The organism is Pseudomonas edaphica, from assembly GCF_965277385.1.
Taxonomy (GTDB): domain Bacteria; phylum Pseudomonadota; class Gammaproteobacteria; order Pseudomonadales; family Pseudomonadaceae; genus Aquipseudomonas; species Aquipseudomonas edaphica.
Genome location: NZ_OZ255725.1, coordinates 4793877 through 4819575, shown reverse-complemented (window position 1 = coordinate 4819575; position 25699 = coordinate 4793877). Strand labels below are relative to the sequence as shown.

The window sequence follows — 25699 nt, the reverse complement described above, 5'->3', positions numbered from 1 at the left end:
CGGGCTCTTTATAAGTGAAGCAACTGGATTAGACCAGCTTCTCCAACTCGGGTACGGCTTCGAACAAGTCCGCAACCAGGCCGTAATCAGCCACCTGGAAGATTGGCGCTTCTTCGTCCTTGTTGATCGCAACGATCACCTTGGAGTCTTTCATACCGGCCAAGTGCTGGATCGCGCCGGAGATACCGACGGCGATGTACAGCTGTGGCGCAACGATTTTGCCGGTCTGGCCGACCTGCATGTCGTTGGGTACGAAACCTGCGTCGACGGCCGCGCGGGAAGCGCCGACCGCAGCGCCCAGCTTGTCGGCAAGGGCGTACAGGTGTTTGAAGTTGTCACCGTTCTGCATGCCGCGGCCGCCGGAAACGACGATTTTGGCAGCGGTCAGCTCAGGGCGATCCGACTTGGCCAGCTCTTCGCCAACAAAGCTGGAAGTGCCAGCGTCGTGGGCAGCAGCCACAGCTTCAACGGCAGCCGAACCACCTTCAGCGGCAACCGGGTCGAAACCGGTGGCACGCACGGTGATGACTTTGACCGAAGCGTTGGACTGTACGGTGGCGATGGCATTACCGGCGTAGATCGGGCGCTTGAAGGTGTCAGCGCTTTCTACCGAGATGATCTCGGAGATCTGGTCAACGTCCAGCTGCGCGGCAACGCGTGGCAGGATGTTTTTGCCGTTGGAGGTAGCAGCAGCCAGGATGTGGCTGTAGCCAGCGCCCAGCTCAGCTACCAGCGGAGCAACGTTTTCTGGCAACTGATGCGCGTAGGCGGCGTTGTCAGCATTCAGGACTTTGCTCACGCCCGCGATTTTCGCAGCGGCTTCAGCCACGGCGCCAGCGCCAAGACCAGCTACCAGCACGTGGATGTCGCCGCCGATTTTAGCGGCAGCGGCCACGGTGTTCAGCGTGGCCGGGGCCAGCACCTTGTTGTCGTGTTCGGCGATTACGAGGATAGCCATGATCAGATCACCTTCGCTTCGTTTTTCAGTTTCTCGACCAATTCAGCCACCGACTTGACCTTGATGCCCGCGCTGCGTGCAGCCGGTGCTTCAACCTTGACGGTCTTGTTGGTAGAGGCGGTGGAAACGCCCAAAGCTTCTGGAGTCACCGACTCGAGCGGCTTCTTCTTGGCTTTCATGATGTTTGGCAGGGACGCGTAGCGCGGCTCGTTCAAACGCAGGTCGGTGGTGACGATGGCCGGCAGTTTCAACGAAACGGTCTGTGCGCCGCCGTCGATTTCACGGGTCACAGCGACGCTGTCGCCGCTCACTTCGACTTTGGAAGCGAAGGTGCCCTGGCCGTAACCGGTCAGCGCAGCCAGCATCTGGCCAGTCTGGTTGTTGTCGCTGTCGATGGCTTGTTTGCCGAGGATCACCAGCTGAGGCTGTTCCTTGTCGACAACGGCCTTGAGCAACTTGGCCACGGCCAGGGAGGTCAGGTCTTCAGCCGACTCAACCAGAATGGCGCGGTCGGCGCCCAGGGCCAGGGCGGTACGCAGCTGCTCTTGAGCAGTGGTAGGGCCGATGGAAACCACCACGATTTCAGTCGCCACGCCTTTCTCTTTCAGGCGTACAGCTTCTTCCACAGCGATTTCGCAGAAAGGGTTCATCGACATTTTGACGTTAGCAAGGTCGACGCCGGAATTGTCCGCCTTGACGCGAACTTTCACGTTGTAATCGACAACGCGTTTGACAGCTACAAGAACCTTCATGGATTCCTCGTTACTCTCCGGTGAAAAGAAAGTCGCCTAGGCGAACCTGGCGGTTGATGCTCATCGGCACACAAGGGCACCTCCAAAAACTTCGGCGGATGACTTAGCGATGGGGAAATGATGACCGTTCGTCAGGGGTGACTGAGAGGTCATTCTTTATCGCAGTGTGTAAACTGCGCACCATTGTTTAGGCACGCGTCACCTGTCTTGCTTTTGGACGTGCTCTTGAAACCTGCTGTCTGCCTACGGTAAGCGCAAAACCGACCGTATATTGACCGGAACGCCTATTCTGGTCAATACGCCAAAATAGCCAGTCATAAGCCGCGTTGCTTTGATTTACCTAGCCTGCGAGCAATTCAAACAAACGTTTGTATTGGACGCTGCCAGTGGTGTAGATATAATGCGCCACCTAGAGAGAAAGGTGGGTCTTGCCGTTGTTGCAAGACGACACCGAACCTCCATCCATTAGAAAAAAAAGCCTGTTGAGCCTTGAGTAGGAGATAGCCTGTGGAACGCGAATACATGGAATTCGACGTGGTCATCGTCGGCGCTGGCCCGGCAGGCCTGTCTGCCGCCTGCCGACTGAAGCAGAAGGCCGCCGAAGCCGGTAAAGAAATCAGCGTCTGCGTGGTCGAGAAAGGCTCCGAAGTCGGCGCTCACATCCTCTCCGGTGCCGTGTTCGAACCACGCGCCCTGAACGAACTGTTCCCGGACTGGAAGGAACTCGGCGCTCCGCTCAATACCCCGGTTGTGCGCGACGACATCTATGTACTGCGCAGCCCTGAAGCCTCCACCAAGGTGCCTGACTTCTTCGTGCCCAAGACCATGCACAACGAAGGCAACTACATTATCTCCCTGGGCAACCTGTGCCGCTGGCTGGCCCAGCAGGCCGAGAACCTGGGCGTAGAAGTCTACCCAGGCTTCGCCGCCCAGGAAGCGCTGTTCGACGAGAACGGCGTGGTGCGCGGGATCATCACCGGCGACCTCGGCGTCGACCGCGAAGGCCATCCAAAAGAAGGCGTGTACACCCCAGGCATGGAGCTGCGTGGCAAGTACACGCTGTTCGCCGAAGGTTGCCGTGGCCACATCGGCAAGCAACTGATCCAGCGTTTTAACCTGGACAGCGACGCCGACGCCCAGCACTACGGCATCGGCCTAAAGGAAATCTGGGAAATCGACCCCGCCAAGCATCAGCCTGGCCTGGTGGTTCATACCGCCGGCTGGCCGCTGGACATCATGAGCAACGAGAACACCGGCGGCTCGTTCCTTTATCACCTGGAAAACAACCAGGTGGTTGTCGGCCTGATCGTCGACCTGTCCTACAGCAACACCTTCCTGTCGCCGTTCGATGAGTTCCAGCGCCTCAAGCACCACCCGGTGCTGGCGCAATACCTGGAAGGCGGCAAACGCGTCAGCTACGGCGCGCGTGCCCTGGCCAAAGGCGGCATCAACTCGTTGCCGAAGATGGTCTTCAAAGGCGGCGCCTTGATCGGCTGCGACCTGGGCACCATGAACGTGGCCAAGATCAAAGGCAGCCACACCGCGATGAAGTCCGGCATGCTCGCTGCCGACGCCGTGGCCGAGCGCCTGTTCGCGGACTCCGAAGGCGGTGACGAACTGACCAACTACGTCGACGGTTTCAAGGCCAGCTGGCTCTACGAAGAGCTGTTCGCCAGCCGCAACTTCGGCCCGGCGATGCACAAGTTCGGCCCGATCATCGGCGCCGGCTTCAACTGGTTCGACCAGAACATCCTCGGCGGCAAAATGCCGTTTACCTTGCACGACACCAAGCCGGACTACGCCTGCCTGAAGCTCGCCAAGGACAGCAAGAAGATCGACTACCCAAAACCCGACGGCAAACTGAGCTTCGACAAGCTGAGCTCGGTGTTCATCTCCGGTACCAACCACGAAGAAGAGCAGCCGTGCCACTTGAAACTCAAAGACCCGAGCATCCCGATCGGCACCAACCTGCCGCTCTACGATGAACCGGCGCAGCGCTACTGCCCGGCTGGCGTGTATGAAGTGATCACCAAGGAAGACGGTGAGAAGCGCTTCCAGATCAACGCCCAGAACTGCGTGCACTGCAAGACCTGTGACATCAAGGACCCTTCGCAGAACATCACGTGGGTTACGCCGGAAGGCGCGGGTGGGCCGACTTACCCGAATATGTAAGGCAGTTGCTTGAACAAAAAAGGCTCCCAAACGGGAGCCTTTTTTATGCCCGGCACAGATCCAATGTGGGAGCTGGCTTGCCTGCGATAGCGGTGTGTCAGCCACCTATTCATTACTGACCCACCGCTATCGCAGGCAAGCCAGCTCCCACATTTAGAGAGTGTGTTGCCTGACCTACGCCGCCCGTTCTTCACCCGGGTTACGCAAGAAGTAACGCTTATATTCCCGACTGAACTGCGATGTACTCTGATACCCCACGTTATGCGCCGCCTGCGCCACGCCCAAGCCTTCCACCAGCAGCAGCTGCTGAGCCTTCAACAACCGCAAGCGCTTCAAATACTGCACCGGCGACAGCAGCGTGCAACGCTTGAAGTGCTCATGAAAGGTCGACGCACTCATATGCGCATACCCGGCCAACGTCTCAATGTTCAGAGGCTCGGCGTAATGGGCATGCAGGTGATTCAACGAGGTGGCAATACGTGAGAATTGCCCTTGTTGTTCCACCAAGGCACGCAGCACATCCGCCTGTGGCCCGCGCAATGCGGTAAACAACACTTCCCGGACCCGCGCCGGGCCCATGATCCGGCTTTCCAGCGGATCGTGCAGGCACTGCAATAGCCGTTCGACGCTGCCGCGCATTGCATCATCGAGCATCACCGAGCTCATGGATTCCAATGTCTGCGCCGTCGGCGGCGGCCCGGCCTGCATGCCCATGGCCATGACCAGTTCGCCGAGCACCACGCGATCAATCCCCACGGTAACCCCGTACAGCGGCGCGTCGGGCGCCATGGCAAAGGTTTCGCATTCGAACGGCACCGGCATCGCCTGGATCAGGTAGTGCCCGGCGCCATACTCCAGTGTGCGTGGGCCTAAATAGGCGACCTTGCTGCCTTGGGCCACGAACATCAGGCTCGGTTCGTAGATCTGCGGGCCGCGTGCCACGTCGCAACTGGCGCGCAATACCTTCACACCGGGCAGGTGCGTCGGGGAGAAACCGTCACAGGGCGTCAGGTCCTCAATCAAGGCAACCAGCGTGGCGTTGGCATCGAGATGGCGGGTCAACAACATAAAAGCAGTTCTCAGAAGTTTTCAGATCGGCGCATCTGCAAGCTTCAAGTCTAAAGCTGCAAGAGAGTGTGCAGTTTATAGCTTGCGGCTTGAGGCTTGACGCTTTTAGCTGCTCCTCCGGAGCTTTAGGCATGAGGTTCGGAGCAATCGCCATGGCCGCATCCCGGCCCTGCGCGGAAAATACGCCGCCTCCCTAGTCAATCCTTTTGCGAGGTTTCTGTATGTACACCGCCATCGGTTATGCCGCCCAGTCGGCCACCACTCCCCTCGCCCCCATGTCCTTCGAACGCCGCAGCCCGCGCGCCGACGATGTAGCCATCGAGATTCTGTACTGCGGCGTATGCCACTCCGACATCCACCAGGCACGCAACGAGTGGGGCATCGCCGTGTACCCGCTGATGCCGGGCCACGAGATCGTCGGCAAAGTCACCGCCGTCGGCGCCAGCGTGACCGCGCACAAAGTCGGCGACCTGGTGGGCGTGGGCTGCATGGTTGATTCGTGCCGCCACTGCGACGCTTGCCATGCGGACCTTGAGCAGTACTGCCTCGAAGGCCCGACCATGACCTACGCCACCCCGGACCGGGTGGATGGCAGCAACACCATGGGCGGTTACTCCGACAGCATCGTGGTCAGCGAGCACTTTGTGGTGAAGATCCCGGCCAAGCTCGACCTGGCCAGCGCCGCGCCGATTCTGTGCGCAGGCATCACCACCTACTCGCCACTCAAGCACTACGGCGTGAAGGCTGGCGACAAAGTCGGCGTGCTGGGCATGGGCGGCCTGGGCCACATGGGCATCAAGTTCGCCAAGGCCATGGGCGCAGAAGTTACGCTGTTCACCCGCTCCGCGAGCAAGGCTGAAGAAGGCCGTCGCCAGGGTGCCGACCATGTCATCGTGTCCACCGATGCCGAGCAGATGAAAGCCGCCGCCGGCAGCTTCGATTTCCTGCTGGACACCATTCCGGTGCAACACGACCTGAACCCCTACCTCGACGTGCTGCGCTTTGACGGCGTGCATATCCTGGTTGGCTTGATCGAACCGGTCGACCCACCGGTGAACGCTGCCAAGCTGGTGCTGGGCCGTAAAGTGCTGGCCGGTTCGTTGATCGGCGGCATTGCCGAAACCCAGGAAGTGCTGGATTTCTGCGCCGAGCACAACATCACCTGCGATATCGAAATGCTCGATATCCGCCAGATCAACGAGGCTTACACCCGCATGATCGCCGGCGATGTGAAGTACCGCTTTGTCATCGACATGGCGACCTTGAAGGCCTGATCAGGCCTTAGCGCCCAACTCCGCTGACAGCCGCGCTGCGACCTGTTTGATCACAGGGATCAGCTCGGCCATCTTTTCCAGCGGCATGTAGGGCACGGTACTGGCGATGCTGATGCCGGCGACGATTCGCCGGCTGGCATCGCGCACCGGTGCCGCCACACAACGGATCGACGGTTCGTTGTCTTCCAGGTCGAACGCATACCCACCCTCCACGTATTCGCGCATGCGCTGCTCGAACTGCGCCCAGGATTGCTCCGGGTGCGCTGGCCATTGCTGGCTCTTGCCCTCGGCGGGCAGGCTGGCTTCATACAGGCGCTGCCACTCCTGCACAGAGTCATCCAGCAACATTGCCTTGCCCACACCGGTGCGCGCCAGCGGCATGCGATGGCCGACTCGCGAGCGCATTTCCGGGCCGTAGCGGCCGGGGTTCTTGTGCAGGTAGAGCACGTCGTCGTATTCACGAATCGCCAAGTGGATGGTGTCGCCAGTCAGCGCCGACAGTTCATCCAGGTACGGCACCGCCAGGGTCACCAGCGGCAGTTCGTCACGGGCCTGAAAACCCAGTTCGATCAGTTTCGGCCCGAGCAAATAACCTACTTGCGGCACCACGCGCAGGTAACGCTCCTCAACCAGGCAACTGGCCAGCCGGTGAGTGGTACTGCGGGTGGTGCCGATGCGCCTGGCGATCTCTTTCAAGTCGCGCGCACCCGCCGCCACCGCTTGCACCACGCCCAGGCCACGCAGCAGGGTCTGGGTGCCGGTGGGGGCGGCGTCTTTGACGGGGATGTGGGCGTTTTCCTGCATATCGGGCCTATTGGGAAGTACGAAAACGGCGCCATTATGGCAAATGCAGCCCTGCTGAACAGAGGAGATCCATTGTGGGAGCTGGCTTGCCTGCGATGGCGGTGGGTCAGCCAACGAATATTAAGCTGACCCACCGCCATCGCAGGCAAGCCAGCTCCCACATTTGGATCTTCACAGCGCTAGGGTTCAGCGTTGCTTCATGCGGTCGATGATGACCGCCAAGAGCAGGATCGAGCCCCGGATCACATACTGGTAAAACGTGTCGATGTTCTTCAGGTTCATCGCGTTCTCGATGATCGCCAGAATCAACACCCCGGCAATCACATGGCGGATCATGCCGATACCGCCGCTCAACGACACACCGCCCAACACACACGCCGAGATTACCGTCAGCTCGAAGCCCTGGCCGATCATTGGCTGGCCCGAGGTCATGCGCGAGGCGAGGATCACCCCGGCCAATGCGCCGATCAAGCCGTGCACGGCAAAGATGATGATCTTGGTGCGGTCGACATTCACCCCGGCCAGCAACGCCGCTTCCTGGTTGCCGCCGATGGCCATGGTGTTGCGCCCGTAGGTGGTGTAGTTGAGCAGCCAGCCGAAGAACACAAAGCACAACACGGTGATGATAATCGGCACCGGCACGCCCATCAGTTGGCCGTTGCCGAACACGAAGAAGCGTTCGTCCATCACGCCGACCGCCTTGCCGTTGGAAAAGATATAGGCCAGGCCGCGCACGATCTGCATGGTCGCCAAGGTTGCGATCAACGCGTTGATGCGCAGCTTGGCGATCACGATGCCATTGATCAGCCCCACTACCAGGCCCATGGCCAACGCAGCGGACACGCCGAGTACCACGCTGTCGGTGTCACGAATCACAATCCCCGCGACCACACCGGCACAGGCGATCACCGAGCCGACTGACAAGTCGAAATGCCCCGACGCCAGGCAGAACAGCATGGTGCACGCAGCGATGCCCACCGTCGAAATCGCCAGGCCCAGCCCGCGCATATTCAGCGGCGAGAGGAAGTTGTCGATAAACAGCGCGCTGAGCACAAAGATGCTCAATGCCGCGAGCAGCATCACCCAGTCATCGAGAAATTTGCGTTGGTTGAAGCCCGGCCAAAAGCCCTTTGCAGTTTTTACCTGTGACATACCTATACCCTCGAATTCTTCAAGCCCGCGAACGCGGGAGAGCCAGTTGCAACAGCTTCGCTTCATCCGCCTGGTCGCGGGTCAACTCGCCAGTCAGCGCGCCTTCACTCAACACCAGGATGCGATCAGAGATGCCCATCACTTCCATCAGGTCGCTGGACACCACAATCACCGCAATGCCGCTGGCCGCAAGGTTATGAATGATCTGGTAGATCTCCGACTTGGCGCCGATATCGATGCCGCGTGTGGGCTCATCCAGCAGCAACACTTTCATCGGCATCGACAGCCAGCGGCCAAGAATGGCCTTCTGTTGATTGCCGCCGGACAGGTACATGATTTTCTGCTCGGCGTTCGGCGTTTTGACTTTCATCGCCTTGATCTGCTTATCGGCGTTGCCCTTCTCCCAGCCTTCACGCAACAGCCAGCCAAAGGTCGAATGCGCGCCACGCGCACTGATGTTGATGTTCTCGGCCACGCTGGACAGCGGGATGATGCCTTCCTTTTTGCGGTCCTCCGGGCACAGCAGCACACCGGCGGCGATGGCATCGCGTGGTGAATGTAATGGCAGGGCTTGCCCAAACAATTCCAACTGCCCGGCCGTTGCGCGTTCCAGGCCACTGAGCAAACGAAACAGCTCGGTACGCCCGGCGCCCACCAGCCCGAAAAGGCCGAGAATCTCGCCCTTGTGCACCTGCAGGCTGACCGCTTCGCGCAGGCCAGGCCCAAGCAAACCGTTAACCTTGAGCGCCACCTCACCGCGTTCGCGCGGGCGGTAATCGTAGATATCCTGGATATCGCGCCCGACCATGCAGGTCACCAACTGGTCGTGAGTCAGTGTGGCCATGTCGTCAAAAGTGCGCACATAACGGCCGTCCTTGAACACCGTCACCGCATCGCAAATACGGAACACTTCTTCCATGCGATGCGACACATACAGCACCACTTTGCCCTCATCGCGCAGGCGCGTGATGATCGCCATCAGGCGGTCGATTTCCCGCGCCGACAGGCTGCTGGTGGGTTCGTCAAAAGCAATCACATGGGCACCACGGGACAACGCCTTGGCGATTTCCACCAGTTGGCGCTGGCCGAGGGACAAACGCCCAAGCTTCTCTTGCGGATCGATTTCATCGGCCAGGCCTTTAAGGCACGCCAACGCCTGCTTGCGCAGCTGGCCGCCGTTGACCACGCCGAAACGCGACGGCAAATGCCCGAGAAACAGGTTCTCGGCCACGGTCATTTCCGGCACCAGATGCAGCTCCTGGTGAATCACCGCCACGCCGTTGGCGATGCTGTCGGCGGCGTTCTTGAACGCCATGACCTGCTCGCCGATCTGCACCGTGCCGCTGCTGGGCGTGTAGGCACCGCCGAGGATCTTGAGCAGCGTGGACTTGCCCGCGCCGTTCTCGCCCATCAGCGCATGCACCGAGTGCGGCCGCGCTTCAAAGCTGATTTGCGCCAGCGCCTTGACCCCGGGAAACTCCTTGCCGATGCCGTTGAAACGCAAGGCCGCGCCGGTCATTTCCACAGACCGATTTTGCTCAACTCTTCCTTGAAGTTGGCGCGGGTGATGAGGGTTACGTTATCCAGGGCGGTGAACTTGGCAGGCTCGGTGCCTTTAGTGACCCACTCGAACATCGCTGTGGCGGTTTTGTAGCCGGATGCATCGGGGCTGAGCAGCATTGAGCCGTAGAAGCCGGTGTCGGTTTTCTTCAACTCTTCAATCGCATCAGTGCCATTGATGCCCACGCCAATCACATTGGCCGCCTTGAAGCCGGCGCTTTCGGTGGCGCGCACGCCGCCCAGCACGGTGCTGTCGTTCATGCCGCCGATGATCAGGTTTTTCGCGGTGCCCGGCAGCTTTACCAGCGCCGAGTTGGTGGAATCCATGCTGCCTGGCACGTCGAGGGTTTTCTGCGCGCTGAACAGGATGTGGTCAGCGGGCAAGCCGGCGGCCTTGAGGCCTTCGACCGAACCGTCGGTGCGTTTTTTGCCGGTTTCCAGCTCGTCAAAGGTGTTGATGACGGCGTAGGTGTCCTTCCAGTCCCAGTTACGATGCTTGGCTTCGGCGGCCATGGCCTCGCCTTGCTTCTGGCCGATCTTGTAGGCATCCAGGCCCACATAAGGCACGTCTTCCATGGGCTTGCCCTTGGCATCGACGAAGCGGTCATCCACCGCCAGCACTTTCAAGCCGTTGAGCTTGGCCTTGGCCATGATCGCTGGGCCGAGGGACACGTCCGGCGGGCAGATCACAAACCCCTTGGCGCCGTTGGCGGCGAGGGTGTCGATGGCGGACAAGGTTTTCTCGCCGTCAGGCACGGCGATCTTGATCACGGTGAAGCCCTGGTCCTTACCGGCCTTTTCGGCAAAGGCCCATTCGGTCTGGAACCAAGGCTCTTCGGCCTGCTTGACCAGGAAGCCGATCTTCACTTCTTCGGCCGCGGCAAAACCGCTGAAGGCCATCGCCAGCGCCACGGCGCCTAACGTCTTCTTGAACATGAACCACCTCTCTTGATTGTTGTTAGTCGTGGTACATCACGGAACGCCCGCCATCGATCATCAGGCAGGTTGCGTTGATAAAGGGCGCCTCGTCGGTGGCCAGAAACAGCGCCGTCATCGCCACCTCGACCGGTTGGCCGATGCGCTTGGGCGGGTGCAAATCGAAGGCGCGCTGGCGCTCGGCATGCGGGTCAGGGAACCCGTTCCAGTAATCGACGTTGAGCTGGGTTTCGATGTAGCCCGGCGCAATGGCATTCACGCGGATGCCTTTGGGCGCATATTCAATGCCCAGGGCGCGGGTCAAGCCGAGCAGGCCATGCTTGGCAACCGGATAGGGAAAGCAGCCGGGAATAATGTGGCTGGAATGGGTGGAGGCGATGTTGATGATGTTGCCGATGCCCTGCTCGATCATGTGCGGCAGCACGGTGCGGCAGCCGAACCAGGCACCGTCGAGGTCGATGGCGAAGCAGCGGCGCCAATCGTCGTCGGTCATCTCCAGCGGGTCACGGAACACGTTGACGCCCGCGCAGTTGATCAACACATCCACACGGCCAAAGCGCTCGACAGCCAGGTTGACCAGCGACTGCCATTGCTCTTTGGAGGTTATATCGACGGCCTGCGCGACAATCTCAGCGCCGCGTTCGCGCCAGTGGGCGGCGACTTGCTCAACCTTTTCGGCCTGGATATCCGCAATCACCAGCCGTGCCTGCTGGGCCTGGAAGCAGGCGACGATCGCCTCGCCTATCCCTTGAGCGGCACCGGTGATGATCACCACTTTGTTTTTCAGCCGCTCGCCATAGGTGGGTTCGGGCACGGCGGGTAATGACAACGGTTGGGGCTGCATCGCTTCACCTGTTTTATTTTTGGTAGTGAGTGCTGATGCCGCCGACTATAAACCCATCTTTTGAAATATCTCAATATATAAATTTGCATCCCATATTGTGAGACTTAACACAAAAAAAGTGGGAGCTGGCTTGCCTGCGATACAAGCACCTCGGTACAACTGAAATACCGAGGTGCTTGTATCGCAGGCAAGCCAGCTCCCACCCAAGCCCTCACACATTGGGCCTTCAGTGTTTTTGAAAGAGGGTTTCAGCCCTGGGCAAAGTCGCGCAGTGCATTACCCTCCATGCGATAGCGCACCCACTCCTCCTGCGGCTGGGCGCCGATGGACTTGTAGAAGGCAATCGCCGGCTCGTTCCAGTCCAGCACGCTCCACTCGAAACGCCCGCAACCGTTGTCGCAGGCGATCTTGGCCAGGTGCCGCAAGAGCTTCTTGCCCGCCCCGCCGCCACGTTGCTCGGGGTTGATGTAGAGGTCTTCGAGGTACAGGCAGTTGCTGCCCAGCCAGGTGGAGTAACTGAAAAAGAACACCGCAAAGCCAATCGGCAGGCCATCCCGCGAACAGATCAGGCCATGGGCGGTGGCGCCCTCGCTGAACAGGCTGCGCTCGATATCCACCACACTGGCGATCACTTCGTGCCGGGCCTTTTCGTACTCGGCAAGTTCAGTGATGAAAGTCAGGATCTGCGCAGCATCGCTGGGCACGGCAGGGCGAATCTCGATGGTCATGGGCGGGCCTTGGGCAATGTCAAAGGCCACATACTAAGGCGCTTTGATGACTGATTGCAGTGCAATTTGTTTACTCCGGCCACGCGTAAAGCAAGTACCACCAACCACGCAACATTCGCCATGCACGGGCATGGTAAACAGTCGGGCATAACGCTAATAACTGCATGCTGATAACTGCAAGGTCGCCCGATGCCTTCCACACCCGCCGTGAATACCAAACTGTTCGCCTTTTTCTGCCTCGCCAGCTTCTTGCTGTCACTGTCCTATGGCTCGACGTTTTTGCTGTCGCTGCTGATCCACTCGCGCGGCGGCAATGAACACGACGCCGGCAGCGTGATCTCCATGGCGATGCTCAGTACGTTCGTGGCAGTGCTGTTCTGCGGGCACTTGGCCGATGCGGTCGGTGCGGCGCGCGCCATTGCGGGCATGGGCGTATTGTTGGTGGTGGCGTGCCTGGGGTTTGCCCTGACACCCGGGTTTGGCCAGGGCTTGATGCTGTTCGGTCTGTCGCTTGGGTTGGGCTGGGGCGTGTTCTACACCTTGGGGCCGATCATCGTGACGCTGTTGGTGCAATCGGCGCAGCGGGCCAAATATTTTGCGCTGCTGTCGGGCAGTATGTTGAGCGGGATCGGCTCCGGCCCTTTGCTCGGCCGTGCCGCCGACGCGCTGGGCCTGCCGCTGACAGCAGCCTTCTATATCGCCGGCCTGGCCAGTCTGGTCGGCGTCCTGATGTTCTGGCGAATGGGCGCACAACTTAACCATCACGCGAATGCGCCCACCTCGAAGATTTCCTGGGCGTCCAGCCGCCGCGTGCTGTCATCCAAAGCCGCGTTTGCGATCCTGATGGTCGGCCTGGGCGGCTGTGTGTTTGGTGGGCTTTCATCGTTTCAGACCAGCTATGCCGCCGCGCATGGGTTGGACTATTCGCTGTTCTTCGGCGGCTTCCTGAGCGCCGCCATTACCAGCCGGCTATTGATCGCGGGCTACGTGGTCAAGCGCGATGCGTACCGGGCCGCGTGCGCGCTGTCCGGGATCATGCTCGGCTCGATCGCGCTGTTTGCGTTTGGCGTGAGTGGCAACCTCAGTTACCTGTTGGCAGCCGCCACGCTGGGCGTGGGTTATGGCCTGACGTATTCGGTGATCAATGGGCTGGTGGCCAATGAGGCGCCGCCCGGTACGACGTCACAAGCCTTGCTGCTGTTCAGCCTGGCGTACTTTGTCGGGGTGTTCGGCTTTCCGCTGCTGGCGGGCAAAATCATTGTCGACTCTGGGCTGCCGACGCTGCTGGCGAGTGTGTTGGCCGTGGCCTTATTCAACTGGTTGATCACGGTGGCGCGACTGATCTGGCGCCAGCGTTCGGCTAACAAAATCTTACAGGTGAATTAGCACCGTTCGTCGCCATCAAGGCACGAACCGCAAACTGGGGCGGACCAATAAGGGGTAAGGACATTAATCATATGGAGACACCCCTCATGAAGAATTCCAAATTTGCTGCCCTCGCCCTCACCGGCCTGCTGTCCGCCGCCTCATTGAGTGCCGTTGCCGCCACCTCATCCACCGGCACCACCAACCCTGCTACCAAGGAGTCTCAGGATTCGATGGGCACAGGGATGGAAACCAACGGTGGCGCGATTATCGATAACGGCGCAGACCCTCGCACCAAAGGCGCCGATACCCAACGTCAGGCACCGGCTGCAGTCGGTAACGGCAAAATGGGCCCTGGCGTCAATGAAGAACCCAAAATCAACAAAGGCGATGACAGCAACATCCCGGGCGCCCCGAAACAACCTGCGCCTTGATGCATCGATAGCCGCACCGACACCCGATCATTTCCCAGTGAAGAGGTACGCATGAACGTCGATAGAAACCTTGAAAAAGAAGTCCTCACCCGCCTGCTGCACGCCCACCCCAACGGCCTGGGCAAGGAGGTGCTGGATAACTACCGCGGCGAAAAGGTGGTGGCCAGTGTGCTGGCATTTCTGCAAGACCGCGGGTTTATCAAGGATGGGCATGTGACCACCGACGACGCCGGTGAATATTCGTTGAACCTGCCGATCAAGCTGACCGCCTCGGGCGTTGACGAGGCGCGCAAGCTGGAAAGCGAAGGCATCGTTTGAACTAGACGAAGATCAAATGTGGGAGCGGGCTTGCCCGCGATGGCGTCGCATCAGTCACTCTTTTTGTGGCTGATCTACCGTCATCGCGGGCAAGTCCGCTCCCACACTTTGATGTGCAGTGCACAGCGCACATCAGCACTGAGCCGACACTAGCAGCATCATTGGACGCTCTTGTTCTTCTGCCAGTTCGGGCCTCGCCATCAGGTCCGCTTTGCTCGGCCCCCATTCTTCAATGTGGTTGAGCGTAAACCCCGCCTGTATCAGCAGATTGAGCAACGTGCCCAAGGTGCGGTGCTGCTTGATCACGCCATCGGCCAGCCAATGGGTCACCCGTGGCCCTTCCAATTGATAGCCGTCCACCGGCCAACTTTTGCGCCCCTGGTCATCAACCAGCCACCCCGGATTACGCGGCGCCATGAAGATCGGGTGCTCGATGGAAAACACCAGGCGCCCGCCCGGTACCAGGGCCTGGTGGATGCGCGCAAATAGCCCCTGGAGGTCGACGATGTAATGGAACGCCAGGGAGCTGTAGGCCAGGTCGAATGCGCCCGCCGGCAGGTCGAGCTGTTCCAGGTCGGCGATTGCATAGGTGATGGTCGCCGCCGAAGTCATTTCAGTGGCCCGCGCCAGCATCTTCTGCGACACGTCCAACCCCAGCACCTGCGCAGCGCCCTGTTCCTCGGCCCAGCGGCTGAACCAGCCATAGCCACAGCCCAGGTCCACCACCTGCAAGCCACGCATCGGCGGTAGCAAAGCCTGCAAGGCAGGCCACTCCGGCGCACCGGCCAGGCCTTCGACCGAGCGGCCCATCTTGCTGTAGCCCTCGAAGAAGGCCGGGGTGTCGTAGATATTCTGGGTCATGGGCTTATTCCGTGCGGGTAAGCGCCTATTTTGCCAACAACGCATCCACTTCGTCAGTACCGGGTGAAGTCGCCGGCCCCCAACGCGTTACCGCCAAAGCGGCTGCCGCATTCGCGCGACGCGCTGCTTGCGAGGGTTGCAAGCCCTTGGCCAGCCCCGCCAGAAACACACCAGCATGGGCATCGCCCGCGCCGTTGCTGTCCACCGCCTGCACCTTGAAACCCGGCACATGCTCGGCCTTGCCCTGGCGACTCACCCAGCAGCCATTCGGCCCATCACGCACCACCAATAATGCTTCGGCCGGCAAGTGACGGTTGAGTTCGCGCAGCGCTTGGGCCAGCGTACTGGCGCCGCTAAACGCCAGGGCTTCCGGGCCATTGCTGGTCCAGATATCGATGCGCGGCAGCAAGGCAACCATCAAGGCCGAGTCCGGCGCCTTGACCAACGGCCCCGGGTCGAACACCACGGTGATTTCACCCGGCAGCACCAGCAGCCAATCGAGCAATGCCTGGGCCTTGCCTTCGAGCAACAGGCTGTAGCCGCTGACGTACACATAGTCGTCCGCGCGCGGCACCACGCCCGCCAGGTCCTCTGCGCTCAAATCCCCTTCAGCGCCGATATGCGAAATGAACGTGCGCTCGGTACTGGCCTCGGTCAGCGACACACACAAACCGGTGTCCTTGCCCTCGCTGGCCGGCTGGGCCATTTCCACGCCTTCGGCCTGCATCGCGGCGCGCGCCAGGTCGCCGAAGCGCCCGTGGCCATGGCGGCCGAGGTAAACCACCGGCAAACCATTGCGCCGGGCGGCAGCCATCACGTTGAAGCCCCCGCCGGCTTCGAAACTGGCCGATTGCGCCAGCACATCGCCGCCGGTTGCAGGCAGTGTGTCGAGGGCCATGACCAGGTCGACGATGACCTGGCCGGTGTGCAGCAATCTAGACATTAGCGCGCTCTACCAAAGCCGGGCGACGGTCAGCTGCGCCGCCCAGTACTGCATAAATCCCACCGGCCACCAGGAAGGTGACGATCCAACCCAGGCCATTGTGGCCCAGCCAGGAGTCGGACAAAGGCCCGGCGAACCAGATATTTTCGGCGGTGGTGCCGATGGTGGTGAAGCTGAAACCCAGCACAATCGCCACAGCCCAGGCGCCGAATGCACGCCATTCCACGCCGCCGCGATACCAGTAGGCGCTGCTTGGGCTTACGTCCAGCAGGTCTTTGGGGCTGTAGTAGTGACGGTGAATCAGGTCGACCACAAAGATCCCGACCCAGGCAGTGATGGGCACGGCCAGTAGCGAGATGAAGGTGATGAACGGGCCGTAGAAACTGTCGGCGATCAGCATGAAGTAAATAGAGCCGGCGAAGATCGCCACGATATCGACGATCACCGCGTGCACGCGCTTGACCTTAAGACCCAAGGTCAAGGTGGTGAGACCGGCCGAGTACACCGAGAGGTTATTGGAGAGCAACAGCCCGCCGAACGCGGTGATCAAGTACGGCACGGCCATCCAGGTCGGCAGCATGTCGCGGATCGCGATGATCGGGTCGGTGGCCGACGCCAGGTCGTTGTTGCCCACCGACAGCAGGCCGCCGAGGGTGATCAACAGCACCAGCGGAATGCCCGCACCAAATGCGGCAGACGCCACCAGACGCACGGCCTTGACGCTGCGGTGCTGGTAGCGCGACATGTCGGCACCGGCGTTGGCCCAGCCGATACCGGTACCGGCGGCCATGGTGCCGACGCCAATGATCATGGCGCTCAGCGGCGCCGGGGTGGCGTTGAACACCGCGCTCCAGTCGATGGTGGCGCAGAGGAAGCCGCCCACCAGGATATTCAACGCGCCGAACACGTAGGTGGCCCACTTCTGGATCACCAGCAAGGTGGCGTGGCCGAGGCCGGATACCGACAGGGTCAGCAGCACGAAAATCGCGATGAAGATCAGTGTGAGTACTGGCGCACTTTTGGCTTCGACCGGCGAGCCGAACAGGATCGAACACAACGACAGCAGCACAAAGGCGGCCGTGGTGGTGTTGACGGTTTCCCAACCCAGGCGCGACATCAGCGAGACCAGCGTGGGGCCGATATTGCCGCGCACACCGAAGATCGCGCGCGACAGCGTCAGGCTCGGCGCGCGGCCGCGACGGCCGGCAATCGAGATGATGCCGACCACTGCGAAAGAGCCGGCGGCGCCGAGAATCGCCACAATGATCGCCTGCCAGATCGCCAGGCCACGAAACGCCACCAGGGTCGCGCCGAGCGGCAAGCCGAGGATGCTGATATTAGCCGCGAACCACACCCAGAACAGTTGCAGCGGATGGCCATTGCACTCGCCTTCGGGGACCGGTTCGATTCCGCGTGTTTCCAATTGCCCGGCACTTTGGCCGGAAGAAGTGCTGCTCATGAGGGGTGCTCCTGGTGCCTGTATTGTTGTGGTTGTGGCAGATAGTCAAAGCTTAAAGCGGTCGTCCTGACTCAAACACGATTTAAGGTGGGGGCTGGCTTGCCTGCGATAGCGGTCTTTCAGTGAGTGCATCAGTGGCTGGCACACCGTTATCGCAGGCAAGCCAGCTCCCACATTTTTTGATCGGTGGTGATCAGCGCAATTGCAGCAGCCCCTGCACCAGTGGTTGCAAATCCAAACCATTGACCTGCTTGACCTGCTCAATCATCGCCTCAGGCCAGCACTGCATCCCAAGACACGCGCCCAACATCGCGCCCAACATGGCGGCAATGGTGTCGGTATCGCCGCCAAGGCTGGCCGCCAGGCACAGCGCCTCGACGGCATTCATGTCGCCCACCGCCACTTGCTGGGCGAGGGCAAACGACACCACCACCGATTCCTGAGAAGCGACCGAGGTGCCGATCAGTTCGTAAAGCAGGTCGGCAAACAGGGCTTTGTCGCCGCTGCCGACGCTCAAGGTGCGTGCCCAACTGATGCGCGTGGAAATCCGCCCACCGGCGATCCAGTGGCCATGGCCTTCGGCCTGCTGCGCGAGCTGGGTGCCAATGTTCAGGGCTTCACCCAAATCCACACCGTTGATACCTGCCGAAACCACTGCCGCCACCGCCGCCGCGCTGGAAATGCCCAGGTTGGTGTTATGGGTGACCTGGCAGGCCTGGATCACCGCCTGGATAAACTGCGCCGGGTCGCTGACGTCGGCGGCAATGCCGACCGGCGTGATGCGCATCGCGGCGCCATTGGTGGTGCCGTAGCGCCCGGATTCTTCCGGGGTGTGGCCGGCGAGGATCATGTCGATGGCGCGCTTGGTCGACGGCCCGAGCAAGTCCTGGGAACCTTTGGCACGCATCGCCGCCTCCCACTCGATCAGGCGTTGGGCGAGTACCGTGGGCTCGATCTTGCCCTGCCCTTGCACCAGCAACTCACCGACCAGGATCGCCTGCTCGGTGTCGTCGGTGATGGAGCCTGCCGGCATGTTCGGCGCGATGGGTTGATCGGCGCCAGCATCTTGCAGAGCGGTGATCGCCCCGAAGCGCTGTTGCACCTGCTCGCGACTCAATGACTGGGTGGGCATGCCCAATGCATCGCCCAGGGCCAGGCCGTAGAAGGCACCGAGGGCGCGATTTTGCGCGGTCATTTCGAAGCTCCAAACTGCAGGTGCAGGCGAAAGTGCAAAGGGTCGAGCAAGCTTTCGACATACTCCATGAGACGCTCGCGGCGGTCGTAGGTAGTGCGCGAGGCTTTGAGAAACACCGTACCGGCTGGGCGGCCGAGCAACTCGGCGTCTTCATCGCTCAAGGGCTCGGCACCGATCCACTGATCCCCTTCGGCGCCCACGTAGCCGTAAGCGGCCAGGGTGATGGTGAGGGAGTTGTCGATCAGGCCGACACGGGGCAGGCTTTCCAGGCCACCGGTAGCAGGCATCAACGAACGCTCCAGAGAAACGGCGGTGCCATCGGTGGTGCGCCGACGGCGGTCGAGGGCAATAAATTGGTCGCTGCCAAAACGGCTGAGCAGGTCCGGTCGGGTCACGGCTTCCAGCCGCAGGATGTCGGTGGTGACCAGTGCGCCGGTATCAGCCAGCGCCTGTGCCCAGCCACTGCGTTGGTCGAGCACCATGCCATCAAAGGTGACGATGGAGCCTACGCCGCTTTGCGTGGCGATGTAGTTGCGCCGTTTGAGCTCAGCCAGGGCTTCGCGCAAGGTGCCACGGCTGACCGCAAACTCCTCGGCCAGTTGATGTTCGCCCGGCAACAGGAAACCGTCGGCCATCACTCCACCTTCGATACGGCGGATGAGTTCGTCGACGACGCGTTTTTTCTTATCAAATCGGACATGTCTAATCATGTACAAATTGATAACCGAAAGCGCCCGACAACAGCAAGCGAATTATTTCAGGGTGATGAAAAAGCCAGTCTCAGGGTTCGAGGCCAATGCGGAAAAATTCCCCGCCGCTCCAGACACCAAGCCAGTTCTGACCGTTGATCGGACGGCTGACCGCCAGTTCGACCAACTGGTAAAACACGTTGCGATGCACCAGAGCTTCAAGGTTGGTGCGCACTCGCAGGTAGGGCGCGGGTTCTTGGGTGATCGGGTCGATTACCACGCGCAAGGGGTGTTCAAGGCCCGCTTCAATGTCCTCGTCGACATTGGTGGTGAAGCGCAGCACCTGGCTTTCGCCCTGCCCTTCGACTTCCAGCGTTACCGCGACAAAGGGCGCATCATCGACGCTGATACCGACCTTTTCCACGGGAGTGACCAGGAAATACTCATCGCCATCGCGGCGAATGATGTTGGAGAACAACTTGACCATCGGCTTACGCCCGATCGGCGTGCCTTGGTGAAACCAAGTGCCGTCACGGGCGATGCGCATGTCGATGTTGCCGCAGAAATCCGGGTTCCACAGGTGTACCGGCGCCGGCCCCTTGCCCTTGGGCAGTTGGGCCAATAGATCATTGGCCTTGGCGGAATCGGTCATAGGGTTCTCCTCTGGATTTTTATTGATCACCCATCCCCAACAGGCCACGGGCGTATTGGGCCAGCGGGCGGGCAATCAAGTCTTCTGGCTTGTTGTCGTGGAACGTCAGTAAACCGCCACGACTGCGAATGCGTGCAGTATCAATCAAATACTGGGTGCTGGTCTCGATCAACATGATCTGGATCACGCCGCTGTCCAGGCCGACACGGTCCAACGCTTGCTGGTCGGTCCACTCATCGGCATTGCCAATACGGTCATCGGCTGCCGCAAAGCGGCAATAGAGCAGGTAGTGAGCGCCTGCCGCACGGGCTTCGGCCATGGCTTGTTCGAGGCCTTCCGGCTTACGGGCGCGGCGCACCATCGGGAAATATTCGACAAAGCCGTTGAAGGCTTCTTCGGCCACCACGTTGGGACGCGGGTAGGCGCTGCCAGGCGGCACAAAGGCGCCCTGGGCGATGAATACAAAGGAGTCCGGCTGTATGCGCACCGAGGCGGTACGGCGGGTATCACTGTGGTCCAGCAGCCCGGCGTCGCTCATCTGATAGCGGGTGCCTTCGGCCATATCGCTGACGGTCATGCAGCCACTCAGCGCCACTGACGCCAGCAACAAAACCAGACTACGCATCCTAATCCTCCAGAAGCCGGTGACGGAAAACCGGCGAATGGGCACTTAATGCAGAATCCGCGCCATTCAAGAACGATGCATAACCAAATGTGGGAGCTGGCTTGCCTGCGATGCAGACACCCAGGTACATCAAGTACACCGAGGTGATGCAATCGCAGGCAAGCCAGCTCCCACAAAAAGCCTGCTCCTACATTCGATTGTGTGCGGTGTTAGCCGCCGATGATCTTCATGACCGTGGCACCGCCAGAGAAGGCCACTTCCTGCTTGTCACCCAGCGCTTTCATCAGCAACCCTTGCAATGCCGGCAGCGCCTGATGGCGCGGTTGGTCCAGCAGGTCGCCCACATAGTGGCGGTTACTCGACGACAAACAGCCATGCAACCAACCGGTAGACGACAAGCGCAGGCGCGAGCAGGTGCGGCAGAACGGCACGCTTTCATTTGCGATCACGCCAAAGAAGCCCTTGCCCGGCACTTCATAGCGCACCGCCGTGGCATCAATCGGCGCGTTGGCTTGCAGGTATTCGTGATGTTCGCCGATCAGGCTGAGCAGTTGCTGCAAGCTGACGAACTGCTGCAGGAACGCATTGGAATCCTTGGCCAGGTGGCCCATGCGCATCAGTTCGATAAAGCGCAGCTCGTAGCCACGTTCCAGGCAGTAATCGAGCAGCGGCATCACCTGGTCGAGGTTCTGCCCGCGCAACGGCACCATATTGACTTTGATCTTGATGCCGGCGGCGCGGGCCTGGTCCATGCCATCGAGCACGGTGGCCAGGTCGCCGCCACGGGCGATGCTGCGGAAAGCGTCAGCATCCAGGGTATCGAGGGACACGTTGATGCGCCGAATACCGGCGTCGACCAGCAGTGGCAACTTGCGCGCCAGCAGTTGGCCGTTAGTGGTCAGGCTGATATCACTGAGGCCCATGCCGCCCACGGCGCCCATGAAGGCTTCCAGCTTGGGGCTGACCAGCGGTTCACCGCCGGTGATGCGCAAACGCTCAATGCCGGCAGCTTCGATCAGATAGGCAACGCCACGCGCCATGGCCTCGGCCGAGAGTTCGTCCTGGGCAGCCACCAGCCGCTTGCCGTTTGGCACGCAGTAGGTACACGCGTAATTGCAGGCTGAGGTCAGGCTGATCCGCAAATTGCGAAATCGCCTGCCTTGACGATCAACGATCATGGAACACTCCGGCAGAGGATGGTTCAGGCGCGCTAAAAGCTGACTGAAAAATCAGCTTTTAGCAAGCGTCCTTGCCTGAGTATATTCCTGGGGTACTGCAAGCGGCAGCAAATCATTGCGCCATCACTGTCGGGAATAGCTTAAACAGCGGGAGCGTCGCCGCTCTTGGGCTCAGCGCTCGGCAGCTCATTGCTGTGCTTGCGCTTGTTGCCCATGCGTACGCCGATGTCCATCAGGAACTGGAAGAAACCTTCCTGATCTTCCAGCACATTGCTCCAGAACGGCGAGTGGTACAGCGCAACGGCGCCATGTACCAATGCCCAGGCGGCGCAGTAGTGGAAATACGGCGGTACGTCTTCCAGCTTGCCTTCGCTGATGCGGCCCTTGATCAGCAGGGTGAGGCGCTCGAAGTTCGAGGCGCGGATCTTGTGCAGCTCCTCGACCATTTCCGGCACCTGATGCCCCTTGACCACCTTTTCTTCCAGGCGGTCAAACAGGCGGTAGCGCTGCGGGTCACGCATGCGGAACTCGAAATAGGCGCGTGACAGCGCCTCCTTGTCCTTGTCCACATCAGCCGAATGCAACAGCTCGTTCAAATCGCGCTCGTAGTCGAGCATCAGCCGCAGGTAGATCTCGGCCTTGGATTTGAAGTGTTTGTAGATCGTGCCTTTGCCGATACCCACGGCATCCGCAATCATCTCGACGGTGACGCTGTCTTCACCTTGTTCGAGGAACAACTTGAGCGCGGTGTCGAGAATTTCCTGCTCACGGCGGCGAAACTCACGGACCTTACGGGGTTCTTTGTGCATGAGGAAGAGGTCTGCAGAGGTCGGAATTAGGGAGGGTTACGCAGGGCCACGGATACGTGGCGATACGATTTACCCGATGCGAGGGATTATCCCGACTGAACGGTCGTTGGGCAACGCCTATGTGAACCCACCGCGCACTTTAGTTTCAGCGCGCCAACGAATGGCCGGGTATCAGTCAGAAATAATACGCAACAACTGCAGCCGTGCATCCGTTCAATGAGAACTCAAGCGAAGCGCGCGTATTCCAAATCTGTTTAAAAAACGACCAATCGCGACTGGACTGAATCGGATACTGATCAATACTTGAACTGTCGGCGTGACATCTCCCCCAAGTGACGCGTCGACCTGGGTACCGACGGACTGTGTGCCCTTGTTTTACTCCTAATGGTCTTAGCCCGGATTCACCCCCCAGAACCCGGGTTTTTTTTGCCTGCGATTTGGTCGCCTCAACCGGCCACGTGCGCCAGCGGAAACAGACGCTTGAAGTTCTCGGTGGTCTGCTCGGCAAAGCGCTCAACGGATTCGCCGCGCAGCATCGCCAGGTAATCGGCTACATCACGCACGTATTCCGGCAGGTTTGGCTTGCCGCGATGGGGAATCGGCGCAAGATAAGGCGAATCCGTTTCCACCAGCAGGCGGTCGGCCGGCACCTGACGCGCCACGTCACGCAAGGCGTCGGCGTTGCGGAAGGTGACGATGCCCGACAGGGAGATATAGAAACCCAGGTCCAGCGCGGCCTTGGCCATGTCCCAGTCTTCGGTAAAGCAATGCAGCACGCCAGCCTGGGGCAAGGCAGCTTCGCGCAACAGCGTGAGGGTGTCAGCGCGAGCGCCTCGGGTGTGGACGATCACGGGTTTGCCAGTCTGCCGGGCCGCTTGCAGGTGCAGGCGGAAGGAGGCTTGCTGCAGCTCGGCGGCTTCAGGCTCGTAGTGGTAATCCAGGCCGGTTTCGCCAATCGCCACCACGCGTGGGTGGTTGAGCTCGTTCAAGAGCCAATCCAGGGCCGGCGCTTCACCCGGCTTGAGGTCCAGCGGGTGGATACCGACCGAACAATCGACATCGGCATATCGATCAGCCAAGGCTTTGACGTCGGCGGCATTCTCCGCGCTCACGCCGATGCACAGGAAGTGCCCTACCCCACGCTGGCGTGCCGCTTCCAGGGCGGCGTCGAGGGAGCCGCCGTGTTGGGCGAGGTCGAGGCGATCAAGGTGGCAGTGGGAATCTACGAGCATAGGAAAGTACGACTTAATTCATGGAAAGTGTCTGACCAACGATACACCCGTCGGCCACGGAAATTAACGCCGGCCGAGCAAGCCAACCCATTGCACCAGCAGTGCTTCGAGCAACAGCACGCGGTTGAGGTTGGCCTTGCCGAGGACTTTCTGGCGCTGGGCCAAAATCCAGTCCTGGATGTTCAGCACCTTGTCCTGGGCGCTTTTTTGCGCCAGGTACTGCACCACTTTGCGCATGTCCGGCAGGCCGAGGCCATTTTCGTCCTGGGTTAACTGGTAGCGCAGGATCAGGCTCGACCAGTCACAGAACCAGTCGAACAGCAGCAGCAACGGGACATCTTTCCAGGCGCCTTCGGCCAGCTGCGTGGCGGACTGTTCCTGCTTGAGCAGCTTCTTGACGCCATCCACCACCAGTGCGCGTTGCTCACGCACGCCTTGGGCCTGCAGCTTAACCGCCGCCAAGGGTGAACCGGCAGCCAGGGTCAGCAACTCGACACGCTCGTCGGCAGAACATTCCGGCAGCGCCTGCGCCAGCCATTGCAGGCTCATGGCCTCGCTCGGCAGCGGGCAGGCCTGCTGCACGCAACGGCTGCGGATGGTTGGCAACAAGCGGCTGGACTGGTGGCTCACCAGCAGCAGCACAGTGTCGCCCGACGGCTCTTCCAGGCTCTTGAGCAAGGCATTGGCGGCGTTGATGTTCATCGCCTCCACCGGCTCGATCAGTACTACTTTGCGCCCGCCCATTTGTGCGGTCTGCACCACAAAGCTGACAAGGTCACGCACCTGGTCGACCTTGATCGCCTTATCGGCCTCTTCAGGTTCGAGCAGGTAGTTGTCGGGGTGGCTACCGGCCTTGAGCAACAGACAGGATTTGCACTCGCCGCAGGCTTCCAGGTTGATCGGTTGCTTGCACAGCAGGCTGGCCATCAGGCGCTCGGCCAGGGCGCGCTTGCCAATACCGATGGGGCCGTGCAGCAAATAGGCATGGGCATGCTGGGCGCGCCCGGCCAATTGCTGCCAGAGGCTGTCCTGCCACGGGTAGGCTTCAGCCACGGGCGCGCTCCAGAAGTTCGGGCAGCAGAGCATCGATGGCCTGCTGTACCTGCGCCAGTGGCTGGGCTGCGTCCAGTAAGGAGTAACGCGCAGGCTCAGCCTTGGCGCGCTGCAGGAACGCGCTACGGACCGCATTGAAGAATGTCGAACCTTCCAGCTCGAACCGATCCAAGCGCCCACGGGCACTGGCGCGAGCCATGCCGACTTCGATCGGCAGGTCGAACAGCAGGGTCAGGTCGGGGCGCAAGTCGCCTTGGACGAAAGCCTCCAGACTGGCGATGCGCTCAAGGGACAAGCCGCGCCCGCCGCCCTGGTAAGCATAAGTGGAGTCGGTAAAACGGTCGCAAATCACCACCGCGCCCCGTGCCAGGGCCGGGCGAATCACTTCGGCCAAATGCTGGGCGCGGGCGGCAAACACCAACAGCAGCTCAGTGTCCGGGTTCATCTGTTCTTCACCCGTTGCCAGCAACACTTCACGAATGCGCTCGGCCAGCGGCGTACCGCCTGGCTCACGGGTCAACAGCACCTCGATGCCTTCAGCGCGCAAACGCTCGGCCAGGTAATCGCGGTTGGTGCTTTTGCCGGCGCCTTCCGGGCCTTCCAGGGTAATAAACAAGCCAGTCACAGGCAGTCCTTAG

26 protein-coding genes are annotated in these 25699 nt (G+C 60.6%); 5 read left to right on the top strand and 21 right to left on the bottom strand.

What is annotated here, in order from left to right:
• Nucleotides 1–28 precede the first annotated feature (28 nt).
• Both ACQY47_RS21975 and ACQY47_RS21970 read right to left on the bottom strand, forming a co-directional pair.
• The gene (locus tag ACQY47_RS21975) at nucleotides 29–958 is read right to left on the bottom strand and encodes an electron transfer flavoprotein subunit alpha/FixB family protein (protein WP_428551809.1); all 930 of its coding nucleotides are present in this window, start codon (nucleotides 956–958) and stop codon (nucleotides 29–31) included.
• Between the two features lie 2 nt (nucleotides 959–960).
• Complete coding sequence (locus tag ACQY47_RS21970) at nucleotides 961–1710, bottom strand: electron transfer flavoprotein subunit beta/FixA family protein (protein ID WP_017138339.1); 750 nt, start codon at nucleotides 1708–1710, stop codon at nucleotides 961–963.
• Nucleotides 1711–2217: 507 nt separating this feature from the next.
• Between ACQY47_RS21970 and ACQY47_RS21965 the strand changes: the two genes are divergently transcribed.
• Nucleotides 2218–3882, top strand: a complete 1665-nt coding sequence (locus ACQY47_RS21965; protein WP_017138340.1) for an electron transfer flavoprotein-ubiquinone oxidoreductase — start codon at nucleotides 2218–2220, stop codon at nucleotides 3880–3882.
• Nucleotides 3883–4056: 174 nt separating this feature from the next.
• Here ACQY47_RS21965 and ACQY47_RS21960 read toward each other — a convergent pair whose 3' ends face one another.
• Nucleotides 4057–4950: an AraC family transcriptional regulator N-terminal domain-containing protein gene (locus ACQY47_RS21960; protein WP_428551805.1), complete on the bottom strand. Its 894-nt coding sequence runs from the start codon at nucleotides 4948–4950 to the stop codon at nucleotides 4057–4059.
• 221 nt (nucleotides 4951–5171) lie between these two features.
• Here ACQY47_RS21960 and ACQY47_RS21955 point away from each other — a divergent pair, with 221 nt between their 5' ends.
• On the top strand, nucleotides 5172–6224 hold the full coding sequence (locus tag ACQY47_RS21955) for an NAD(P)-dependent alcohol dehydrogenase (protein WP_017138342.1): 1053 nt from the start codon (nucleotides 5172–5174) through the stop codon (nucleotides 6222–6224).
• Here ACQY47_RS21955 and ACQY47_RS21950 read toward each other — a convergent pair whose 3' ends face one another.
• From ACQY47_RS21950 to ACQY47_RS21925, 6 genes are all read right to left on the bottom strand, one after another.
• Nucleotides 6225–7028, bottom strand: a complete 804-nt coding sequence (locus tag ACQY47_RS21950; RefSeq protein ID WP_017138343.1) for an IclR family transcriptional regulator — start codon at nucleotides 7026–7028, stop codon at nucleotides 6225–6227.
• A 186-nt stretch (nucleotides 7029–7214) separates the two neighbouring features.
• Nucleotides 7215–8180: an L-arabinose ABC transporter permease AraH gene (gene araH, locus ACQY47_RS21945; protein ID WP_017138344.1), complete on the bottom strand. Its 966-nt coding sequence runs from the start codon at nucleotides 8178–8180 to the stop codon at nucleotides 7215–7217.
• A gap of 19 nt (nucleotides 8181–8199) precedes the next feature.
• Nucleotides 8200–9699, bottom strand: a complete 1500-nt coding sequence (araG, locus tag ACQY47_RS21940; RefSeq protein WP_428551800.1) for an L-arabinose ABC transporter ATP-binding protein AraG — start codon at nucleotides 9697–9699, stop codon at nucleotides 8200–8202.
• On the bottom strand, nucleotides 9696–10676 hold the full coding sequence (locus ACQY47_RS21935; RefSeq protein WP_017138346.1) for a substrate-binding domain-containing protein: 981 nt from the start codon (nucleotides 10674–10676) through the stop codon (nucleotides 9696–9698). Before ACQY47_RS21935 ends, araG begins: the two co-directional genes overlap by 4 nt.
• Before the next feature lie 22 nt (nucleotides 10677–10698).
• A complete protein-coding gene (locus ACQY47_RS21930; RefSeq protein WP_428551797.1) occupies nucleotides 10699–11520 on the bottom strand; it encodes an SDR family oxidoreductase in 822 nt (273 codons plus the stop codon).
• A gap of 248 nt (nucleotides 11521–11768) precedes the next feature.
• Complete coding sequence (locus tag ACQY47_RS21925) at nucleotides 11769–12248, bottom strand: GNAT family N-acetyltransferase (RefSeq protein ID WP_026013792.1); 480 nt, start codon at nucleotides 12246–12248, stop codon at nucleotides 11769–11771.
• A gap of 189 nt (nucleotides 12249–12437) precedes the next feature.
• On the opposite strand from ACQY47_RS21925, the gene ACQY47_RS21920 reads away from it, so the two are divergent.
• From ACQY47_RS21920 to ACQY47_RS21910, 3 genes are all read left to right on the top strand, one after another.
• On the top strand, nucleotides 12438–13634 hold the full coding sequence (locus tag ACQY47_RS21920; RefSeq protein WP_428551794.1) for an MFS transporter: 1197 nt from the start codon (nucleotides 12438–12440) through the stop codon (nucleotides 13632–13634).
• Between the two features lie 86 nt (nucleotides 13635–13720).
• A complete protein-coding gene (locus ACQY47_RS21915; RefSeq protein ID WP_099486637.1) occupies nucleotides 13721–14047 on the top strand; it encodes a hypothetical protein in 327 nt (108 codons plus the stop codon).
• A gap of 51 nt (nucleotides 14048–14098) precedes the next feature.
• On the top strand, nucleotides 14099–14365 hold the full coding sequence (locus tag ACQY47_RS21910) for a hypothetical protein (RefSeq protein WP_428551791.1): 267 nt from the start codon (nucleotides 14099–14101) through the stop codon (nucleotides 14363–14365).
• Between the two features lie 132 nt (nucleotides 14366–14497).
• Here the strand turns inward: ACQY47_RS21910 and ACQY47_RS21905 are convergent, their stop codons facing one another.
• From ACQY47_RS21905 to tmk, 12 genes are all read right to left on the bottom strand, one after another.
• A complete protein-coding gene (locus ACQY47_RS21905) occupies nucleotides 14498–15226 on the bottom strand; it encodes a class I SAM-dependent methyltransferase (RefSeq protein ID WP_017138352.1) in 729 nt (242 codons plus the stop codon).
• Between the two features lie 25 nt (nucleotides 15227–15251).
• Nucleotides 15252–16169: a PfkB family carbohydrate kinase gene (locus ACQY47_RS21900; protein WP_428551787.1), complete on the bottom strand. Its 918-nt coding sequence runs from the start codon at nucleotides 16167–16169 to the stop codon at nucleotides 15252–15254.
• On the bottom strand, nucleotides 16162–17628 hold the full coding sequence (locus tag ACQY47_RS21895; RefSeq protein ID WP_017138354.1) for a purine-cytosine permease family protein: 1467 nt from the start codon (nucleotides 17626–17628) through the stop codon (nucleotides 16162–16164). The genes ACQY47_RS21900 and ACQY47_RS21895 overlap by 8 nt, the downstream gene beginning before the upstream one ends.
• A gap of 193 nt (nucleotides 17629–17821) precedes the next feature.
• Entirely contained in the window at nucleotides 17822–18823 is a 1002-nt protein-coding gene (locus tag ACQY47_RS21890) for an ADP-ribosylglycohydrolase family protein (RefSeq protein WP_099548160.1), read from the bottom strand.
• Entirely contained in the window at nucleotides 18820–19533 is a 714-nt protein-coding gene (locus ACQY47_RS21885; protein ID WP_017138356.1) for a GntR family transcriptional regulator, read from the bottom strand. Before ACQY47_RS21885 ends, ACQY47_RS21890 begins: the two co-directional genes overlap by 4 nt.
• 70 nt (nucleotides 19534–19603) lie before the next feature.
• Entirely contained in the window at nucleotides 19604–20164 is a 561-nt protein-coding gene (locus ACQY47_RS21880; RefSeq protein WP_428551782.1) for a DUF1285 domain-containing protein, read from the bottom strand.
• Between the two features lie 19 nt (nucleotides 20165–20183).
• Complete coding sequence (locus ACQY47_RS21875) at nucleotides 20184–20789, bottom strand: DUF4823 domain-containing protein (RefSeq protein WP_017138358.1); 606 nt, start codon at nucleotides 20787–20789, stop codon at nucleotides 20184–20186.
• A 209-nt stretch (nucleotides 20790–20998) separates the two neighbouring features.
• The gene (locus ACQY47_RS21870) at nucleotides 20999–21967 is read right to left on the bottom strand and encodes a GTP 3',8-cyclase MoaA (protein ID WP_017138359.1); all 969 of its coding nucleotides are present in this window, start codon (nucleotides 21965–21967) and stop codon (nucleotides 20999–21001) included.
• 140 nt (nucleotides 21968–22107) lie between these two features.
• Nucleotides 22108–22776, bottom strand: coding sequence for a TetR/AcrR family transcriptional regulator (locus ACQY47_RS21865; protein ID WP_428551777.1), 669 nt, complete (start codon nucleotides 22774–22776; stop codon nucleotides 22108–22110).
• A 446-nt stretch (nucleotides 22777–23222) separates the two neighbouring features.
• Entirely contained in the window at nucleotides 23223–24008 is a 786-nt protein-coding gene (locus ACQY47_RS21860) for a TatD family hydrolase (RefSeq protein WP_138449119.1), read from the bottom strand.
• Between the two features lie 63 nt (nucleotides 24009–24071).
• Complete coding sequence (locus ACQY47_RS21855) at nucleotides 24072–25061, bottom strand: DNA polymerase III subunit delta' (RefSeq protein WP_428551773.1); 990 nt, start codon at nucleotides 25059–25061, stop codon at nucleotides 24072–24074.
• On the bottom strand, nucleotides 25054–25686 hold the full coding sequence (tmk, locus tag ACQY47_RS21850; protein ID WP_017138363.1) for a dTMP kinase: 633 nt from the start codon (nucleotides 25684–25686) through the stop codon (nucleotides 25054–25056). The genes ACQY47_RS21855 and tmk overlap by 8 nt, the downstream gene beginning before the upstream one ends.
• Nucleotides 25687–25699: the final 13 nt, after the last annotated feature.

Bases quoted from the DNA above. Each gene is read 5' to 3' on its own strand.
- ACQY47_RS21975 (WP_428551809.1), bottom strand. From the start codon at position 958: ATGGCTATCCTCGTAATCGCCGAACACGACAACAAGGTGCTGGCCCCG.
- ACQY47_RS21970 (WP_017138339.1), bottom strand. From the start codon at position 1,710: ATGAAGGTTCTTGTAGCTGTCAAACGCGTTGTCGATTACAACGTGAAA.
- ACQY47_RS21960 (WP_428551805.1), bottom strand. From the start codon at position 4,950: ATGTTGTTGACCCGCCATCTCGATGCCAACGCCACGCTGGTTGCCTTG.
- ACQY47_RS21955 (WP_017138342.1), top strand. From the start codon at position 5,172: ATGTACACCGCCATCGGTTATGCCGCCCAGTCGGCCACCACTCCCCTC.
- ACQY47_RS21950 (WP_017138343.1), bottom strand. From the start codon at position 7,028: ATGCAGGAAAACGCCCACATCCCCGTCAAAGACGCCGCCCCCACCGGC.
- araH (WP_017138344.1), bottom strand. From the start codon at position 8,180: ATGTCACAGGTAAAAACTGCAAAGGGCTTTTGGCCGGGCTTCAACCAA.
- araG (WP_428551800.1), bottom strand. From the start codon at position 9,699: ATGACCGGCGCGGCCTTGCGTTTCAACGGCATCGGCAAGGAGTTTCCC.
- ACQY47_RS21935 (WP_017138346.1), bottom strand. From the start codon at position 10,676: ATGTTCAAGAAGACGTTAGGCGCCGTGGCGCTGGCGATGGCCTTCAGC.
- ACQY47_RS21930 (WP_428551797.1), bottom strand. From the start codon at position 11,520: ATGCAGCCCCAACCGTTGTCATTACCCGCCGTGCCCGAACCCACCTAT.
- ACQY47_RS21925 (WP_026013792.1), bottom strand. From the start codon at position 12,248: ATGACCATCGAGATTCGCCCTGCCGTGCCCAGCGATGCTGCGCAGATC.
- ACQY47_RS21920 (WP_428551794.1), top strand. From the start codon at position 12,438: ATGCCTTCCACACCCGCCGTGAATACCAAACTGTTCGCCTTTTTCTGC.
- ACQY47_RS21915 (WP_099486637.1), top strand. From the start codon at position 13,721: ATGAAGAATTCCAAATTTGCTGCCCTCGCCCTCACCGGCCTGCTGTCC.
- ACQY47_RS21910 (WP_428551791.1), top strand. From the start codon at position 14,099: ATGAACGTCGATAGAAACCTTGAAAAAGAAGTCCTCACCCGCCTGCTG.
- ACQY47_RS21905 (WP_017138352.1), bottom strand. From the start codon at position 15,226: ATGACCCAGAATATCTACGACACCCCGGCCTTCTTCGAGGGCTACAGC.
- ACQY47_RS21900 (WP_428551787.1), bottom strand. From the start codon at position 16,169: ATGTCTAGATTGCTGCACACCGGCCAGGTCATCGTCGACCTGGTCATG.
- ACQY47_RS21895 (WP_017138354.1), bottom strand. From the start codon at position 17,628: ATGAGCAGCACTTCTTCCGGCCAAAGTGCCGGGCAATTGGAAACACGC.
- ACQY47_RS21890 (WP_099548160.1), bottom strand. From the start codon at position 18,823: ATGACCGCGCAAAATCGCGCCCTCGGTGCCTTCTACGGCCTGGCCCTG.
- ACQY47_RS21885 (WP_017138356.1), bottom strand. From the start codon at position 19,533: ATGATTAGACATGTCCGATTTGATAAGAAAAAACGCGTCGTCGACGAA.
- ACQY47_RS21880 (WP_428551782.1), bottom strand. From the start codon at position 20,164: ATGACCGATTCCGCCAAGGCCAATGATCTATTGGCCCAACTGCCCAAG.
- ACQY47_RS21875 (WP_017138358.1), bottom strand. From the start codon at position 20,789: ATGCGTAGTCTGGTTTTGTTGCTGGCGTCAGTGGCGCTGAGTGGCTGC.
- ACQY47_RS21870 (WP_017138359.1), bottom strand. From the start codon at position 21,967: ATGATCGTTGATCGTCAAGGCAGGCGATTTCGCAATTTGCGGATCAGC.
- ACQY47_RS21865 (WP_428551777.1), bottom strand. From the start codon at position 22,776: ATGCACAAAGAACCCCGTAAGGTCCGTGAGTTTCGCCGCCGTGAGCAG.
- ACQY47_RS21860 (WP_138449119.1), bottom strand. From the start codon at position 24,008: ATGCTCGTAGATTCCCACTGCCACCTTGATCGCCTCGACCTCGCCCAA.